This is a genomic window from Phenylobacterium sp. (assembly GCF_036563285.1).
Taxonomy (GTDB): Bacteria; Pseudomonadota; Alphaproteobacteria; order Caulobacterales; family Caulobacteraceae; genus Phenylobacterium.
Map to the genome: position 1 here is coordinate 370015 of NZ_DATCMR010000006.1, position 14337 is coordinate 384351.

At 70.3% G+C, this 14337-nt stretch carries 15 protein-coding genes; 6 read left to right on the forward strand and 9 right to left on the reverse strand.

Features of this window, described 5'->3' with window-relative positions:
- Positions 1 to 6: 6 nt before the first annotated feature.
- Complete coding sequence (locus VIL76_RS06730) at positions 7 to 333, forward strand: DUF1801 domain-containing protein (protein ID WP_332044544.1); 327 nt, start codon at positions 7 to 9, stop codon at positions 331 to 333.
- Here VIL76_RS06730 and VIL76_RS06735 read toward each other — a convergent pair.
- Both VIL76_RS06735 and VIL76_RS06740 read right to left on the reverse strand, forming a co-directional pair.
- Entirely contained in the window at positions 330 to 1052 is a 723-nt protein-coding gene (locus tag VIL76_RS06735; RefSeq protein WP_332044231.1) for a ubiquinone/menaquinone biosynthesis methyltransferase, read from the reverse strand. The two genes, VIL76_RS06730 and VIL76_RS06735, sit on opposite strands and share 4 nt — an antisense overlap.
- Positions 1043 to 1783 (reverse strand): tRNA1(Val) (adenine(37)-N6)-methyltransferase, encoded by a 741-nt coding sequence (locus VIL76_RS06740; protein ID WP_332044232.1) that lies wholly within the window; start codon positions 1781 to 1783, stop codon positions 1043 to 1045. Before VIL76_RS06740 ends, VIL76_RS06735 begins: the two co-directional genes overlap by 10 nt.
- A gap of 186 nt (positions 1784 to 1969) precedes the next feature.
- Here VIL76_RS06740 and VIL76_RS06745 point away from each other — a divergent pair, with 186 nt between their 5' ends.
- Positions 1970 to 2938 (forward strand): polyprenyl synthetase family protein, encoded by a 969-nt coding sequence (locus VIL76_RS06745; RefSeq protein ID WP_332044545.1) that lies wholly within the window; start codon positions 1970 to 1972, stop codon positions 2936 to 2938.
- 61 nt (positions 2939 to 2999) lie between these two features.
- Positions 3000 to 3932, forward strand: a complete 933-nt coding sequence (locus tag VIL76_RS06750) for an iron-containing redox enzyme family protein (RefSeq protein ID WP_332044233.1) — start codon at positions 3000 to 3002, stop codon at positions 3930 to 3932.
- A gap of 1 nt (position 3933) precedes the next feature.
- Here VIL76_RS06750 and VIL76_RS06755 read toward each other — a convergent pair whose 3' ends face one another.
- The gene (locus VIL76_RS06755) at positions 3934 to 4179 is read right to left on the reverse strand and encodes a hypothetical protein (protein ID WP_332044234.1); all 246 of its coding nucleotides are present in this window, start codon (positions 4177 to 4179) and stop codon (positions 3934 to 3936) included.
- 43 nt (positions 4180 to 4222) lie between these two features.
- Complete coding sequence (gene fumC / locus VIL76_RS06760) at positions 4223 to 5614, reverse strand: class II fumarate hydratase (protein ID WP_332044235.1); 1392 nt, start codon at positions 5612 to 5614, stop codon at positions 4223 to 4225.
- Positions 5615 to 5685: 71 nt separating this feature from the next.
- Between fumC and VIL76_RS06765 the strand changes: the two genes are divergently transcribed.
- On the forward strand, positions 5686 to 6072 hold the full coding sequence (locus VIL76_RS06765; protein WP_332044236.1) for a RusA family crossover junction endodeoxyribonuclease: 387 nt from the start codon (positions 5686 to 5688) through the stop codon (positions 6070 to 6072).
- Here VIL76_RS06765 and VIL76_RS06770 read toward each other — a convergent pair.
- Positions 6069 to 6755 (reverse strand): GNAT family N-acetyltransferase, encoded by a 687-nt coding sequence (locus VIL76_RS06770; protein WP_332044237.1) that lies wholly within the window; start codon positions 6753 to 6755, stop codon positions 6069 to 6071. The genes VIL76_RS06765 and VIL76_RS06770 overlap by 4 nt on opposite strands.
- A gap of 86 nt (positions 6756 to 6841) precedes the next feature.
- Between VIL76_RS06770 and VIL76_RS06775 the strand changes: the two genes are divergently transcribed.
- Complete coding sequence (locus VIL76_RS06775; protein WP_332044238.1) at positions 6842 to 7564, forward strand: hemerythrin domain-containing protein; 723 nt, start codon at positions 6842 to 6844, stop codon at positions 7562 to 7564.
- Positions 7565 to 7648: 84 nt separating this feature from the next.
- On the opposite strand, the gene VIL76_RS06780 is transcribed toward VIL76_RS06775, so the two are convergent.
- The 4 genes from VIL76_RS06780 to VIL76_RS06795 all read right to left on the reverse strand — a co-directional run bounded on the left by VIL76_RS06780 (position 7649) and on the right by VIL76_RS06795 (position 11846).
- Complete coding sequence (locus VIL76_RS06780) at positions 7649 to 7936, reverse strand: DUF1153 domain-containing protein (protein ID WP_332044239.1); 288 nt, start codon at positions 7934 to 7936, stop codon at positions 7649 to 7651.
- A gap of 169 nt (positions 7937 to 8105) precedes the next feature.
- Complete coding sequence (locus tag VIL76_RS06785; RefSeq protein WP_332044240.1) at positions 8106 to 9485, reverse strand: flagellar hook protein FlgE; 1380 nt, start codon at positions 9483 to 9485, stop codon at positions 8106 to 8108.
- 112 nt (positions 9486 to 9597) lie between these two features.
- Positions 9598 to 10284, reverse strand: a complete 687-nt coding sequence (locus tag VIL76_RS06790) for a flagellar hook assembly protein FlgD (protein WP_332044241.1) — start codon at positions 10282 to 10284, stop codon at positions 9598 to 9600.
- A 14-nt stretch (positions 10285 to 10298) separates the two neighbouring features.
- Complete coding sequence (locus tag VIL76_RS06795) at positions 10299 to 11846, reverse strand: flagellar hook-length control protein FliK (RefSeq protein ID WP_332044242.1); 1548 nt, start codon at positions 11844 to 11846, stop codon at positions 10299 to 10301.
- 382 nt (positions 11847 to 12228) lie between these two features.
- On the opposite strand from VIL76_RS06795, the gene flgK reads away from it, so the two are divergent.
- Positions 12229 to 14331 (forward strand): flagellar hook-associated protein FlgK, encoded by a 2103-nt coding sequence (gene flgK, locus VIL76_RS06800; protein WP_332044243.1) that lies wholly within the window; start codon positions 12229 to 12231, stop codon positions 14329 to 14331.
- Positions 14332 to 14337: the final 6 nt, after the last annotated feature.

The following is a 14337-nucleotide window of genomic DNA, read 5'->3' on the forward strand; positions in this document are numbered from 1 at the left end:
CGACGACTGGATGGCCGAGGTGGAGGCCGCCCGCGCGCCGTATTTCGAGAAGATACGCGCCGCAGCGCGGAAGCGCCTGCCGCACCTCACCGAGGCCATGAGCTACGGCATGCCGGCCTATCTCAGGATGGCCAGCCGGTCTTCGCCTTCAACTCCCAGAAGCAGTACATCTCCCTGTACGTCCCCCCGGCGGTGCACGAGAAGCACGCCGAGGCGATGAAGGGCCTCGACGCGGGCAAGAGCTGCATCCGGTTCCGGAAGGGCGAGCAGATCGACTTCGATCTGCTCGACAGGCTGCTGGCCGATACGGCGGAGCAGCCGAGCAGCTGCTAGGTGCGCCGGGCGGTGTGCAGGGCCACGATCCCGAACGTCAGGTTGCGCCAGCCCACCTCCCGGAAGCCCGCGGCCTCCAGCTCGCGGGCGAAGGTCGCCTGGTCCGGGAACTCACGGATGCCCCGCAGCAGATAGTCGTAGGCGCTGCGGTCGCCGGTGACGGCGATCTGGGCGATCAGCGGGAGACACCAGGCCATGTACGCGAGATAGAGCCGGTGGAGCCACGGCCATTGGATGCGCGCCGCCTCGAGGCAGAGGAAGGCCCCGCCTGGCTTCAGGACGCGGACGGCCTCGGCGATGACCTTGCCCCGGTCGCAGATCTTCATTCCGAACGAGATCGACAGTACGTCCACGGATGCATCCGCCACGCCGGCCAGGTTCTCGGCGTCGGCTAGGGCAAAGCGGCAGCTTTCCCGATCCCCGATCTTCCTTTGGGCGATCGCGAGCATTGCCGGGCTGATGTCGGTAATGGAGATGCGGCGGGCGCCCACCCCCCGCAGGCGGAGCAGCCGGACCGGGATGTCGCCGGTCCCGGAGGCCAGATCGAGCACCGTGTCGCCGGGAAAGCCAGCCATCCGCCGCGCCATGTACGATTTCCACAGCCTGTGCGCGCCGAGGCTGAAGAGGTCGCAAAGCAGGTCGTAGCGACGGGCGATCCGGCCGAACACGTCGTCGCCCTCGGCCCGAAAGCCGGCGGCGTTGGCGGACGTCACATCCATGGCAGGTCTGCCTCGCCGCGCAGGATCGCTTCGGCCTCCGCCGTGTGCTTGTCGCCCGTCCTCTCTCGCAGGACCAGCGGCGGCAGCACCCGCATGGGAGCCTTGCCGGTCTTGATCGCGCGCACCAGCACCCGCTTGGCAGGCTCGTCGGCGAAGGGATGCACCGGGCGCACCTGCGCGGAGCCGGCCTTCGGCGCCAGCAGCCCCAGGATGTCGGCCAGGCGATCGGCCCGGTGGACCAGGGTGATGGTCCCGCCTTCGCGTACGGCCTTGGAAAGGAAGCCGATCCACGTCTCAAGGCCGTCGTCGGCCATCCAGGCGGCGCGGCGCTCGGCGGCCGGGCTGCGCAGGGCGGCCGGATCGTCGAAGAACGGCGGGTTCGCCATGGCGGCGTCGAAATGGGCCAGGCCCAGGGAAGAGAACCGCACCGCGACGTCGCCCTCGATAACTTCCGCCCGCTCCGAGAGGCCGTTGAGCGCCAGGTTCTCCCGCGCCAGCGTCGCAGCGGCCGGATCGCGCTCCAGGCCGACGAAGCGCGCCCCGGGCCGGCGCACCGCGGCGGCCAGCAAGGCGCCGCCCGCGCCGCAGCCGGCCTCCAGCACCCGCTGGCCCTCGCGCGCGTCGCAGGCCGCCGCCAAGAGGGCCGCGTCCAGCCCCGCGCGGTAGCCGCGGGCCGGCTGGCGCAGGCGCACCTTGCCGTCCAGAACCCCGTCCTCGGTGATGTCGTCCATTCCCGCCCGCCCTGGTGTATGGTTGAAGACAGAGCGCGCCCGGGGGTCGCTTGACCAGCCCCTACCGCGTCACCATTGTCCCCGGCAACGGCCGCCGCCCCTCCCCAATGGCGACGCCCGCGCCCCAGGAGCGTTGAAGTCCGCGTGGAAGCCGCCCGCCTCGCCGTCGCCGAGAAGCCGCCGTCGCTGGACGGGCTGCTGGAGCTGGCCGGCGCCGACATGGCTGCGGTCGACGCCCTGATCCGCAAGCACATGGACAGCCCCGTCCCGGTGATCCCGGCCCTGGCCGACCACCTGATCGCGGGCTCCGCCAAGCGGCTTCGGCCCCTCATCACCATCGCCTCGGCGAGGCTGTGCGGCGCGCGCGACGACGCCTGCCTGAAGCTCGCGGCCGCCGTGGAGTTCATCCACACCGCCACCCTGCTGCACGACGACGTGGTGGACTCATCCCAGCTGCGCCGCGGCCGGGTCGCGGCCCACCTGATCTGGGGCGCGCCCTCGTCGGTGCTGGTGGGCGACTTCCTGTTCGCGCGGGCCTTCGAGCTGATGGTGGGGGCAGGGTCGATGCCGGCCCTGGAGATCCTCGCCCGCGCCAGCCGCGTCATCGCGGAGGGCGAGGTCCTGCAGCTCACCCGCGCCCACGACATGGACCTCTCCCAGGACGTCTATCTGGAGATCATCAAGGCCAAGACCGCCGAGCTGTTCGCCGCCGCCGCCGAAGCCGGCGCGGTCTCGGCCGGCGCGCCGCCGGAGCGCTGCCGGGCGCTTCGCAAGTACGGCCAGGACCTCGGGCTGGCCTTTCAGCTCGTGGACGACGCCCTCGACTATTCCGGCGAGAGCGCGACCCTGGGCAAGAATCCGGGCGACGACTTCCGCGAAGGCAAGGCGACCCTGCCGCTGCTCCTGGCCATGGCCCGCACCGGTCCCGCGGAGCGGGAGTTCTGGGTCCGCACCGTCGACCGGCGCGAGCAGACTGACGCGGACTTCGACCGCGCCCGCGAGCTGATGCGGCAGACGGGGGCGCTGGACGCCACCCTGGCGCTGGCCCGCGAGTACGCCCAGAGCGCCAAGGCCGCGCTCGACGGCTTCGGCTCCAACAGCTGGCGCCCCGCGCTGCAGGACCTCGCCGACTTCGCCGTGCTGCGCCGCGCCTAGCGGCGCCGTAGGGAACTCTACCGTCAATTGAGCGCTCTCCTCGTCCGACGAGGGAGAGCCCATGTTTCCTGGGACGCGACTTGCTGCCTTCGGCGCATTCACGCCGGAATTCCCAGACGCCGAAGCCATGCACCAGGGGCTGGCGCGCTGGAACCGCCGCCGCCTGGCCGTCGCCATGCCGCACGGCGACTGGAAGGCCGAACTCAACGAGAACGTGCGGATGCTGCGGCTGGAGGGCGCCTTCGTGGAGGCGTTCCGTGCGCACGTCGCGCCGTTCGTGTCGGACGTCCCCACCGATCCCGAGGGCTTCGTCGCCTGGTTCGAGGCGCTGAAGGACTCAGGCCCCGGCCAATGGGACCCGCTGTTCGACTGGCTCGCCGGAGAGGCCAGCCTCGAGCAGATGAAGTGGTTCCTGACCCAGGAAGCCGCCGGCGAGGCGGGGTTCGACGACCTCGTCGCTTACACCCAGGTGAAGCTGCCGGCCCGGCCGAAGCTGGAGCTGGCCCGCAACTACTGGGACGAAATGGGCCGCGGGAACATGGGCGGCATGCACGGCCCGATGCTGGACCGCACCGTCCAGGGCCTCGACCTGCAGCCGACCATAGAGGGCACTTGCTGGCAGTCCCTGTGCCTCGCCAACACCATGACGGCCTTGGCCACCACGCGGCGGTACACCTACCAGTCGATCGGCGCCCTTGGAGTCGTCGAGCTGACCGCGCCGACCCGCGTGGGCTCGGTGGCCGAGGGCTTGAAGCGGCTGGGCTGCCCGCCGGAACAGCGGAAATACTTCCAGCTTCACGCCGCGCTCGACATCGAGCACTCCAGGGCCTGGAACGCCGAGGCCCTGGTCCCGCTCGTCGAGGAGACGCCGGAATGCGCCCGCCACATAGCCGAGGGCGCGGTCATGCGGTTGATCTGCGGCGAGCAGTGCTTCGAGGCCTACCGGGCGTACCTCTGGGCCCACGCCCACCCGCTGGTCTACGCGGCGGAGTGATCTAGTCGGCGAACGGGTGGGGCAGCTGCCCCGACTTGAACAGGATCACCGGGTTCTCGTCGTAGTCGCCCATGTCGACGTCGGCGGTGGCCGCGAAGGCCACGACGCCGACCCTTAACGGCCCCAGGCGTTCGGCCTTGCGCCGAGCCTCCTCGGCGCTTTTGCAGCCGACCTGCTGCTCGGCCTTCAGCGACTTGCCCCGCCCGGCGACGTAGGACTGCACGATGTAGACGGTTTCCTTGGCCATGGGCCTTCACGCGCCCGTTCGGCCGCAGCGTCAATGAGGCGCCTCAGCCCGGGCTGATCATCTTCTCCGGGCGCACGACCGCGTCGAACTCCTCGTTGGTGACGTAGCCGCCGCCGACCGCCTCCTCGCGCAGGGTGGTGTTGTTCTTGTGCGCCAGCTTGGCGATCTTGGCCGCGTTGTCGTAGCCGATTTTGGGCGCCAGCGCGGTCACCAGCATCAGCGAGCGCTCGAGGTTGGCCTTGATGTTGTCCTCGCGCGCCACGATCCCCTTGACCATGTTGTCGGTGAAGCTGATTGCGGCGTCGGAGAGCAGCCGGCACGACTGCAGGAAATTGTAGGCCATCACCGGGTTGAAGACGTTCAGCTCGAAGTGGCCCTGCGAGCCCGCGAACGCCATCGCCGTCTGGTTGCCCATGATGTGGGCGCAGACCATGGTGAGCGCCTCGGCCTGGGTGGGGTTCACCTTGCCGGGCATGATCGAGCTTCCCGGCTCGTTCTCCGGCAGCGCCAGCTCGCCCAGCCCCGACCGGGGCCCGGAGCCCAGGAAGCGGATGTCGTTGGCGATCTTGAACAGGGCCGCCGCGGCGCTGGTCAGCGCCCCGTGGCTGAACACCATGGCGTCGTGGGCGGCGAGCGCCTCGAACTTGTTGGGCGCCGTCACGAACGGCAGGTGGGTGATGACCGCGATCCGCTCGGCCACCTTTTCGGCGAAGCCCACCGGCGCGTTCAGCCCCGTGCCCACGGCGGTGCCGCCCTGGGCGAGCTCGTACAGCCCGTAGAGCGTCTCCTTGATCCGCCGCACGGCCATGGAGACTTGATGGGCGTAGCCGCCGAACTCCTGGCCCAGCGTCAGCGGGGTGGCGTCCTGGGTGTGGGTGCGCCCGATCTTGATGATGTGGGCGAACTCCTCGGCCTTGTACTTCAGCGCCGCGTGCAGGTGCTCCAGCGCCGGGTTCACGTGCCGCGCGATCTCGTCGGCGCAGGCCACGTGCATGGCCGTCGGATAGGTGTCGTTCGACGACTGGCTCATGTTGACGTGGTCGTTCGGATGGACCGGCGTCTTGGAACCCATCTGGCCGCCCAGCATCTCGATCGCCCGGTTCGAGATCACCTCGTTGGCGTTCATGTTGGACTGGGTGCCGGAGCCGGTCTGCCAGACCACCAGCGGGAAGTGGTCGTCGAGCTTTCCCTCGATCACCTCCTGCGCCGCCGCCACGATCGCAGCGCCGATGGCGGGGTCCAGCCGCCCCAGCTCCATGTTGGCCTCGGCGGCCGCGCGCTTGACGACACCTAGCGCCCGGATCACCGGGATGGGCTGCTTCTCCCAGCCGATCTTGAAGTTCTGCAGGCTCCGCTGGGTCTGCGCCCCCCAGTACCGGTCGGCGGCGACCTCGATGGGGCCGAAGGTGTCGGTCTCGGTGCGGGTCGCGGTCATCGGTAGCTCCAGCCAATCGCGGGGCCGGTTTAGCGAGACGCACGCCAAGCGCAAGGCTAAGGACGGAGCCGATGTCCGAAGCCTGGACCCAGCACGGCAAGGTGCGCGCCCGCGAGTTCGACGGCGCCATGGAGGTGGAGGTCGACGGCCTCACCACCCAGGCCAAGTACTACAAGCCGCTCATCTACGAGTTCTTCCGCAAGGTCTGGCGCGGTTCGCGCCCGGGCTGGGGCGAGTTCGCCGTCGAGATCCGCATGGAGTACCTGGGCGAGCCGCCCTGGATCGACCTCGACAACCTCGCCAAGGCCATCCTCGACGCCATCAAGGGCTACGTCTTCCATGACGACGCCCAGGTCGCCCGTCTGCTCGTCGAGCGCGCCCCAGGCGAGCGCGAGCGCATCGTCGTGACGGTGAGGAAAATCGGCGACCGCGCCATGGGCCGGCCGTTCCACCCCTAGGCGGGCTCCAGCACCGTCACCAGGACCTGGCGGCGGGTGCGGTAGCCGAGGCTCTCGTAGAGGCCGATGGCCCCGGTGTTCGAAGCGTAGGCGTGCAGGAACGGGGTCTCGCCGCGGGCGCGGATCTTCTCCGCCACGTGCCGCATGAGCCCCGCCGCATAGCCGCGGCCGCGCCGGTCGGGATGGGTGCAGACGCCGCTGACCTCGGCGAAGCCCGGCATGCGCATGCGCTCGCCGGCCATGGCGACCAGGCGGCCATCCTCCTTCACGCCGACGAAGCCGCCCAGCTCGTGCGTGCGCCGGGCGAAGGGCCCCGGCCGGGTGAGCGTCGCCAGCGCCAGCATCTGCGGGGCGTCGGCATCGGTCAGCGGGATGATCTCGAAGGCAGGCGGGGGACGCGCCGGCGCCTCTTCGCCCACCATCTGCACGCCGGCCGCCTGGGTGGCCACGCGGGTTCCCGGAACCGGCGGCGGGACGTCGGGCTGCATGAACAGCGCTGGACCGCTTGTGCGCACGTGCCCCGCCATCGCCTCCAGGCTCTCCGGGCCCGCGTCTTCGAGAGCCGCGAACAGGCCGAAGTCCGGGTCCAGGCGGAGCGCGCCCGCCTGACGCAGCGTGATCCCTGCGCCGGGACCGGACAGGAAGGACAACACGGGGCGCTCGAGGGCGTCGGCGACGGTCATGGCGCCAAAATAGGTGAAGCTGGGCCGTTCCGCTCGCCGGAACCGGCCGCGGATTTCCCGGTTGAGCCCGCGACCAGGAGCACCCCATGCAAGACGAACCCGCCATCCAGCCCGAGCCGAGGTCCTTCAGCTCCTCGCAGGAGGACACCGCGCCGACGGCCGAGCTGTCAGTCCTGAAGAAAGATCACGAACAGGTGCGCCGCCTGGGCGAGGAGTACCGCCAGGCTTCAGACCTGCTCGAGAAGGTCACCCTGGCCGAGCGCATTTCCCTGGCGCTCACCCTCCACGCCCAGCTGGAGGAGGAGATCTTCTATCCCGCCCTGCGGCAGGCGGGCGCCGCCCCCGAGATGATTGACGAGGCCGTGGTCGAGCACATGACCCTGCGCCAGCTCGTCACCGACGTGGAGAGCGCCAGCGCCGAGGACGCCCTGCTGGACGCCAAGGTGCGCGTGCTGCTGGAGTACGTGGAGCATCATGTGAAGGAGGAGGAGGCGGAGTTGTTCGCCTTCGCCGCCGCCCATCTCGACGTCGCCATGCTGGACGCCCGGCTCACCGCGCGGCGCGCCTCACTCGCCTACGACGCGGCCATCCAGCTGAAGTCGCGGCTGCGCAGCTCGGGCCCGGCGGCCAAGATGTCGATGGAGCACCCGACGGCGTCGGTGCAGGCGATGCCCGGCCCGATCCGCGCGGCTGCCGCGGCCGCCGACCTGGCGCTGGCGGTGCTGCCGGGCGGCGGACGCATCCGCCGGATCCTGCGGCCCGAGCGGCGCGACGATACGAGCGTCAGCCCCGGCCGCCCCTCGTTCTGACCTTCGGACAAAGAAACGGCCCCCGCCCTGGAGGGGTGGCGGGGGCCGGGTACTTCGCGATCCCTTCCGGGGGAGGTGAGGAGATCAGCGATACTGTTGCAGGCGCGTGGTCCGGAGCCCCGCCAACCCGTGCTTGTCGATGGACTCCTGCCAGGCCAGGAATTCCTCGGACGTGAGGCGATAGCGCTCCAGGGCGTCCTCCAGGGAAAGGAGACCGCCGCGTACCGCAGCCACGACCTCCGCCTTGCGGCGGATTACCCACCGGCCGGTATTCGCCGGCGGCAGGTCCTTCAGAGTGAGCGGCGCACCGGTGGGGCCGATCACATAGGACTCCCCACGACTGTTGGTGCGCACTTGCTGCTGCTGCAACATGGGCTTCTACGCCTCTTCCACCATCACTGTTGATGGGGACAATACGCCGCGGCTCCTAACAGCCGCTGAATCTCGATAGTAAAAAAACGCCTAACCATGGCCTCCCCCATGTACGAAAATGATACACTTACACAGAAGCGCAGCAGTTAATCTCAATTAACTCTCAAGCCTATCTCTTGATGTTGATTAACTCTTCCAACATCTGGTCAGCAGTGGAGATGATCTTCGAGGACGCTGAATAGGCCTTCTGGGTCGTGATCAGGCCGGTGAACTCCGCCGACAGGTCGACGGTGGAGGCTTCCAGGCTGGAGGGCGCGATCCGGCCGGCGCCGACGCCTGGCTCCTTGATCACCATCTGGCCGGCGGGCAGGGCGGCCCGGTAGGCGTTGGCGCTCACGGACTTCAGCCCGTCGACGTTCGGGAACATGGCCACGGCGATCTTGGCGATTTCGCGGACCTGGCTGTTGTCGAAGATCGCCGAGACGACGCCTTCCTCGTCCACCTGCACGCCGACCACGTTGCCTACCGTCGCGCCGTCGGCGTTCACCGAGTTCACCGTGGAGGCCGAGGCGTACTGGGTGAGCTTGCTCAGATCGAGGGCGATGTCCTGGGCGGCGATGCCCAGGGCCGTTGACCACTTCGGCCCCGCGCCGGCGGTGGAGGCGCCCACGTTCAGCGTCATCGGCAGCGTCGTTGCGCCCAGGTTGATGGTGCCGTCCGGGTTGAAGACGATCCTGCCTCGCGCCAGCTGTCCGGTGTCGAAGCCGGCCGCAGGCGTCACGTCGCTCGCCGGCACGGCGTAGATCTCCGCGTGCCAGGTGTTCGGGCTCGCAGCGTCGTCCTTCATGACCGCGAGGGCGAGCTTGTGGGAGCCGCCGACGGAGTCGATCACATTCATCTCGACCAGGAAGTCGGGCGCGCGGGTCGCGCCGACGACGCCGGCCGCGTAGTCGGCCATCGAGTTCGCCGTCGTGTCGTTTCCGACGTAGCCCACCTCGAGCGCCGATACGGGCTGCTCCTTGTTGAGGTTGGCGCTGATCTCGACGGTGGTGGTCGGCGCGACCGCCGCGCCGAGGTTCTTCACGTTGATCGGCGACAGCTTGGTCAGGTCCGACGGGTTGATGTCGTAGGTCCCGTCCGCCTGCAGAGGCCAGCCCTGCAGGTAGAGCTTGGCGTCGTTGACGAGGTAGCCCGCGGCGTCCACCGAGAAGGAGCCGGAGCGCGTGAACAGCCGCGCGTCGCCGGCGGTGAGCCCCGTCGTCTTCTGGGTGGTGATGAAGAAGCCGTCGCCGGAGATGGCGAGGTCCGTGGCCGAGGTGGCGCTCTGGATGAGGCCCTGCTGGCTGACGTACTGCCGGGTGGCCCCCTGCACGCCGCCGGCCGAGTACTTGCCGGCGACCTGCGCGGTCACCTGGGTGGCGAAGTTCACCTGGTTCCGTTTGTAGGCGACGGTGTTGACGTTGGCGATGTTGTCCGAGATGGCGGCCAGCGCGGACGAGTTGGCCACCAGGCCCGACACGCCGGCGAGCATGGCTGAGTTGATGCTCATGGGATCACTTCCGTTCTGTTTCTGAAGAGATCCGCCTGCTGCGGTTGCGGAACGGCGCCTTTGGGCCGTCGCGGCGGCCGGCGTTCAGCCGGCCGAGTGGGAGGGGGCTGCGTCAGGAGGAGGCTCCCGGCGCGGTGGAGGGTTGGGCGACGCGGGTGACGCGGTCCCACGGGACCATGCCGCCGTTGATGGCGATGAAGGACGCGCCGTCAATCTGCTCGACCCCGGTGACCGTCCCCTGCACGAAGGTGGTGGACTTCACCTCAGCGAACGAGGTGTCGGTGGCCTTCACGCGCAGGGTGTAGGTTCCGCCGTTGCCGAGCTGGACGCCGTTGGAGTCCTTGCCGTTCCAGGTGAGCGCGTGCTCGCCGGCTTGCTTGTCGCCGGCCAGCGTCTTCACGATGCGGCCCTTGGAATCCAGGATCTCGAGCTTCACGTCGGCGGCTTCGCTGTCGAGCTTGTAGGTCCACTTGGCCTGGCCGCCGCTGAGCGCCGCCTCGTCGCTGACCGCACGGACTTCCTTGCCGATCAGGCTCACCGCCGTGGAGATGCCCGAAGAGGTGTTGCCGATCAGCTTGTTCAGGAGGTCGTTGGTGAGCAGCTGCTGCTCCACCCCGGTCATCTGGACCATCTGCTGGGTGAAGTCGTTGGAATCCATCGGCGACAGCGGGTCCTGGTTCTTCAGCTGGGTGGTCAGCAGGGTCAGGAAGGTGTCGAAGTTCTCGGCCAGGCGCGTGCGGCCGAGCGCGCTGGAGACGGCGGAGGTGGAGCCTGCGGCGGCTGTGGCGTCGACGGCCATGCGGTGGTCCTCCCCTAGATCCGGACGTCCACGCCGGAGCGGAGGCCCCGGCGCAGGTTGAGCGCGCTCGCCGCGCCGGTGTCGGCCTCGCCGGCGGTGGCCAGCGCAGCCTCGAAAGCCTTGCCGCGGAAGCCGGGCGCGGGCTCGCGGTCGGCCCATTGGTCGGCCAGGTGCTGCTGGCCGCGCCCCTGGTCGCCGGCCACGTCGAAGGACATGCCGCCGGAGAGGTCGAAGCCCGCCTGCTCCAGCGCCTTCTGCAGCTCGCCGGCGCGGCCTTTCAGCTCGGCGGCGGCCTGCGGGTTGTCGAAGGCCATGGCGGCGGAGACCCGGCCCTGGTGGTTGATCTCGATCCGCACGTCGACGCGCCCGAGGTCGGCCGGATGCAGCTCCAGGTCGAAGCGGGTGGAGCGGGCGTCTAGCTTCTTGATGATCTGAGCGGCCATCGCCGCCACCGTCTCGGGCGAGCCGCGCACCGGGGTATGGGCCGCCGCGGCCGCAGGCGCGCTGGACGACGCAGTCGACGCGGCTTGCGCCGGGCCCTGGGCGTCCGGCGCCTCGGCCTCGGGCTCGACGGTGGCCGCCTCCAGAGCGGCGGCTTCGACTCCGGCTGGCTCGGCCCTGGCCGGCTCGGCGGTCACCAAGGTCTGCGCGCCGCCGACGCGGGGCGCGGGCGCGCCTCCGCTCGCCGCGTCCACGCGAGCCGTCGGCGTATCGGCCGACTGAGCGCGCTCGGACCTGGCCGGCGTCTTCTCGCGCGGCGCCGGCGGCGCGGCCACGGCCACGGCTGCGGCTTCGACCGCTTCCGGCGCGGCGGCCGCGGTCACGGGCGGCGTGGCAGGCTGCGGCTGGGTCTGCGGCTGGGTCTGCGGCTGGGCCTGCGGCTGAACCGGGGGTGCGGGCGCCGCGCCGACCGGCGGCGGCGCAGCGGTGGTCGCCGGCGCGGCCGGGTTGGCCGGAGCGGTCGTGTTGGCGGCGGCGGCGGTCGGGGCGGGTGCGGAAGTCCGGGGACCGAGCCCGCCCTCGCGTGGGGCGTGGGCTTCGGCGGAGCGGCCGGGCTCGTGCGCGGTGGCGTCCTGGCCTGCAGGCTCGGTCGCCTCGGCCTCGAGCCCGGCTTCCGGATCGGCGTGGGCCAGCGCTGGGGCCGCCGGCGCGCCGGGGGCCTTGTCCCGGCCCCAGGCCGGCGGCGCCTCGGGTTCAACCGAGGTTGCGACGGTGGCGGCGACGGGCGCCTGCGGCTCAGGGGCCGCAATGGTCATGACGGCCAGCAGGGCCAAGGCGGCCTCGGGGTCGACCTGGGCGGGGGCAGCCTCGGCGAACTCGGAGGCAGGCGCCTCCTCGCCATCCGCGGGCGCCGCAACGGCGTCGCCGGCCGGCAGCGTCGCGAGCCCGGCGGCCTGCATCAGCCCCGCCAGCGCCGGATCGCCAGCCGCGGCTTCGCCCTGGCCGGAGAAGGCGGCCATAAGCAGGTCGAAGCCTCCGACGGCGGGCTGCGCCGCGCCGCCGGAGGCGGGGGCTTGCCCTGGGGCGGCGATGGCGGAAACGGTGGGCACGGACGCGGTCACTGGGGTTTGCCTCTGGCGGGCCTGCGGTTTAGGCGCTTGCTGCGCCGCGCTCATTCGGACCTTGCCGAGCAACCTTTGCGCCAGAGATTCACGTCGCTGTTTTCGTTGAGCTTTCGGCTATAGCGGACGGTTCTGAGCGGCCCTTGTCGCGGCTGAAATTGCCGGGCTTGCAGGGTCGCCGGGTCGTTAGCTGCCGCCCAGCCCGGGCGCTCCCGCGTGCTGGCATCGCCCTTGCGGTTGATGACCCGGGACCAGCGGCGCCTCGAACGGGCCGACGCTGAATTCCCAGGACTTTTTCCGGCGCCTCGCGTGCGCGCTCCCAAATGAGCCCCGGCAAGAACGGCCGGACTGCGCAGGGATTGCCGGGCGGAGACCTTCGTCGATGTCGCTCACCGTGACCCTGAAGACCGCGACCTCCGGCCTGCTCGCCGCGCAGACCGGCATGCGCGCGATCTCGGACAACATCTCCAACGTCAACACCGCCGGCTACACCCGCAAGACGGTCGACCAGCGCCCGGTGGTCGTGAACGGCACCGGCATGGGCGTGGAGGTCACCGGCATCAAGCGGGTGACCGATCAGTACCTGCAGCTGGCCAGCCTCACCGCCTCCTCCGAGAGCGCCCGCTGGGACGTGTTCTCCCAGTACCTGGACAACGCCCAGGCGCTGTTCGGCGACCCCTCCAGCGAAGGCTTCTTCTTCAACCGCCTGGATGCGGCCTACGGCGCCTTCGCCGCTTCGGCGGACGACCCGTCCTCCACCCTGCTGCGCAACCAGGCGCTGGGCTACGTCGAGGACTTCCTCTCCGAGACTGGCCGGATCAACACGCAGATCAAGGAGCTGGCCAAGACCGTCGATGTCCGCGTCAGCGCCGACATCGAGCGGGCGAACGCCCTGCTCGCCCAGATCAACACGCTGAACTCCGACATCTCCCGGGCCCTGCTGATCGAGCAGGACTCCTCCGGCTCGGAGAACATCCAGGCCGGACTGATCGACGAGCTGTCGGCGATGATGAGCGTCCAGGTCATCCCCCGTCCCCAGGGCGGGGTGACCATCCGCTCGGCGGAGGGCGTGAAGCTGTCCGGCGACGGGTCGGCGACGCTCTCCTACGAGCGCACGGACTCCACCAAGGGCTACATCCTGGCGACGCCGGCGGGCGGCCTGGGCTCGCCGCAGGCGATCCAGATCAACGCCGGCGGCATCCGCGGCATGTTGGACCTCAGGAACACCGAGCTGCCGGCCCTGTCCGACCAGCTGGGCGAGTTCGTCTCGCGCGCGGTGGACAAGCTGAACGCGGCGCACAACGCCGCCACCCCGGTGCCGGCCCCGCAGACCCTGACCGGTCGGGACACCGGGCTCGATATCGCCACGGCTCTTGGCGGCTTCACCGGCACCACGACGGTCACCGTGCAGAGCGCCTCGGGCAATCTGCAGCGCACGGTGGCGATCAACTTCGATACGGGTTCGTTGAGCGTCAACGCCGGGGCGCCGGTCCTCTTCACCCCGGCGACGTTCGTGACCGTGCTCACGACGGCGCTGGGCCCCGGCGGCTCGGCCACCTTCAACGCCAACGGCGCGCTGAGCATCGGCACGGCGGCCGGCAATGGCATCGCCATCGACGAAGGCACCTCGATGAAGGCGGGCCGCGCCTTCTCGCACTACTTCGGCCTCAACGACCTGGTGAAGGCCCAGGGCTACACGACCTACGAGACCGGCCTCACGAGCGCCAGCAACCACGGCTTCACGGCCGGCCAGACCATCCAGTTCGCCATCGCCCAGGGCGACGGCCGCCCGGTGCGCAATGTCACGGTCACCGTCCCGGCGGGCGCCACCATGGCGAGCCTGCTCGCGGAGCTGAACGGGACCACCACCGGCGTCGGACTGTTCGGCCAGTTCGCGCTCGCCGCCAACGGGGTGCTCAAGTACACGCCCACCCAGCCGGCCGACGGCACCATCTCGGTTGTCCAGGACACCACCTCCCGCGGCGTCGGCGGTCCGTCCATGAGCCAGCTGTTCGGCCTGGGCGTGCTGGAGCGCAACGCACGCGCCAACCGCTTCAGCGTCAACTCCACCCTGGTGAACGACCCGACCAAGCTGGCGCTCGGCAAGGTGGACGCCACCGTCGGCATCGGTGCGCTGTCGATCCGGCCGGGCGACGGCCGCGGCGCCCTGGCTATTTCCAACGCGGGCGACGTGGACACCACCTTCCAGCCTGCCGGCTCGCTGGGCCAGGTGACTATGACGGTCGCCCGCTACGCCGCCGAGTTCGGCGGCTCGATCGGGCGCGAAGCCAACGCCGCGGAGATGCGCAAGACCTCCGCCGACGCCGTGCGGACCGAGGCCACCGCGCGCCGCCAGGCGGTCGAGGGCGTCAACCTCGACGAGGAGCTCGTGCGCCTCACCTCCTACCAGCAGGCGTTCAACGCCTCCGCCCGCATGATCCAGGCGGCCAGCGACCTCTTCGAGGTCCTGGTCAAGATGGTCTGATGAGGA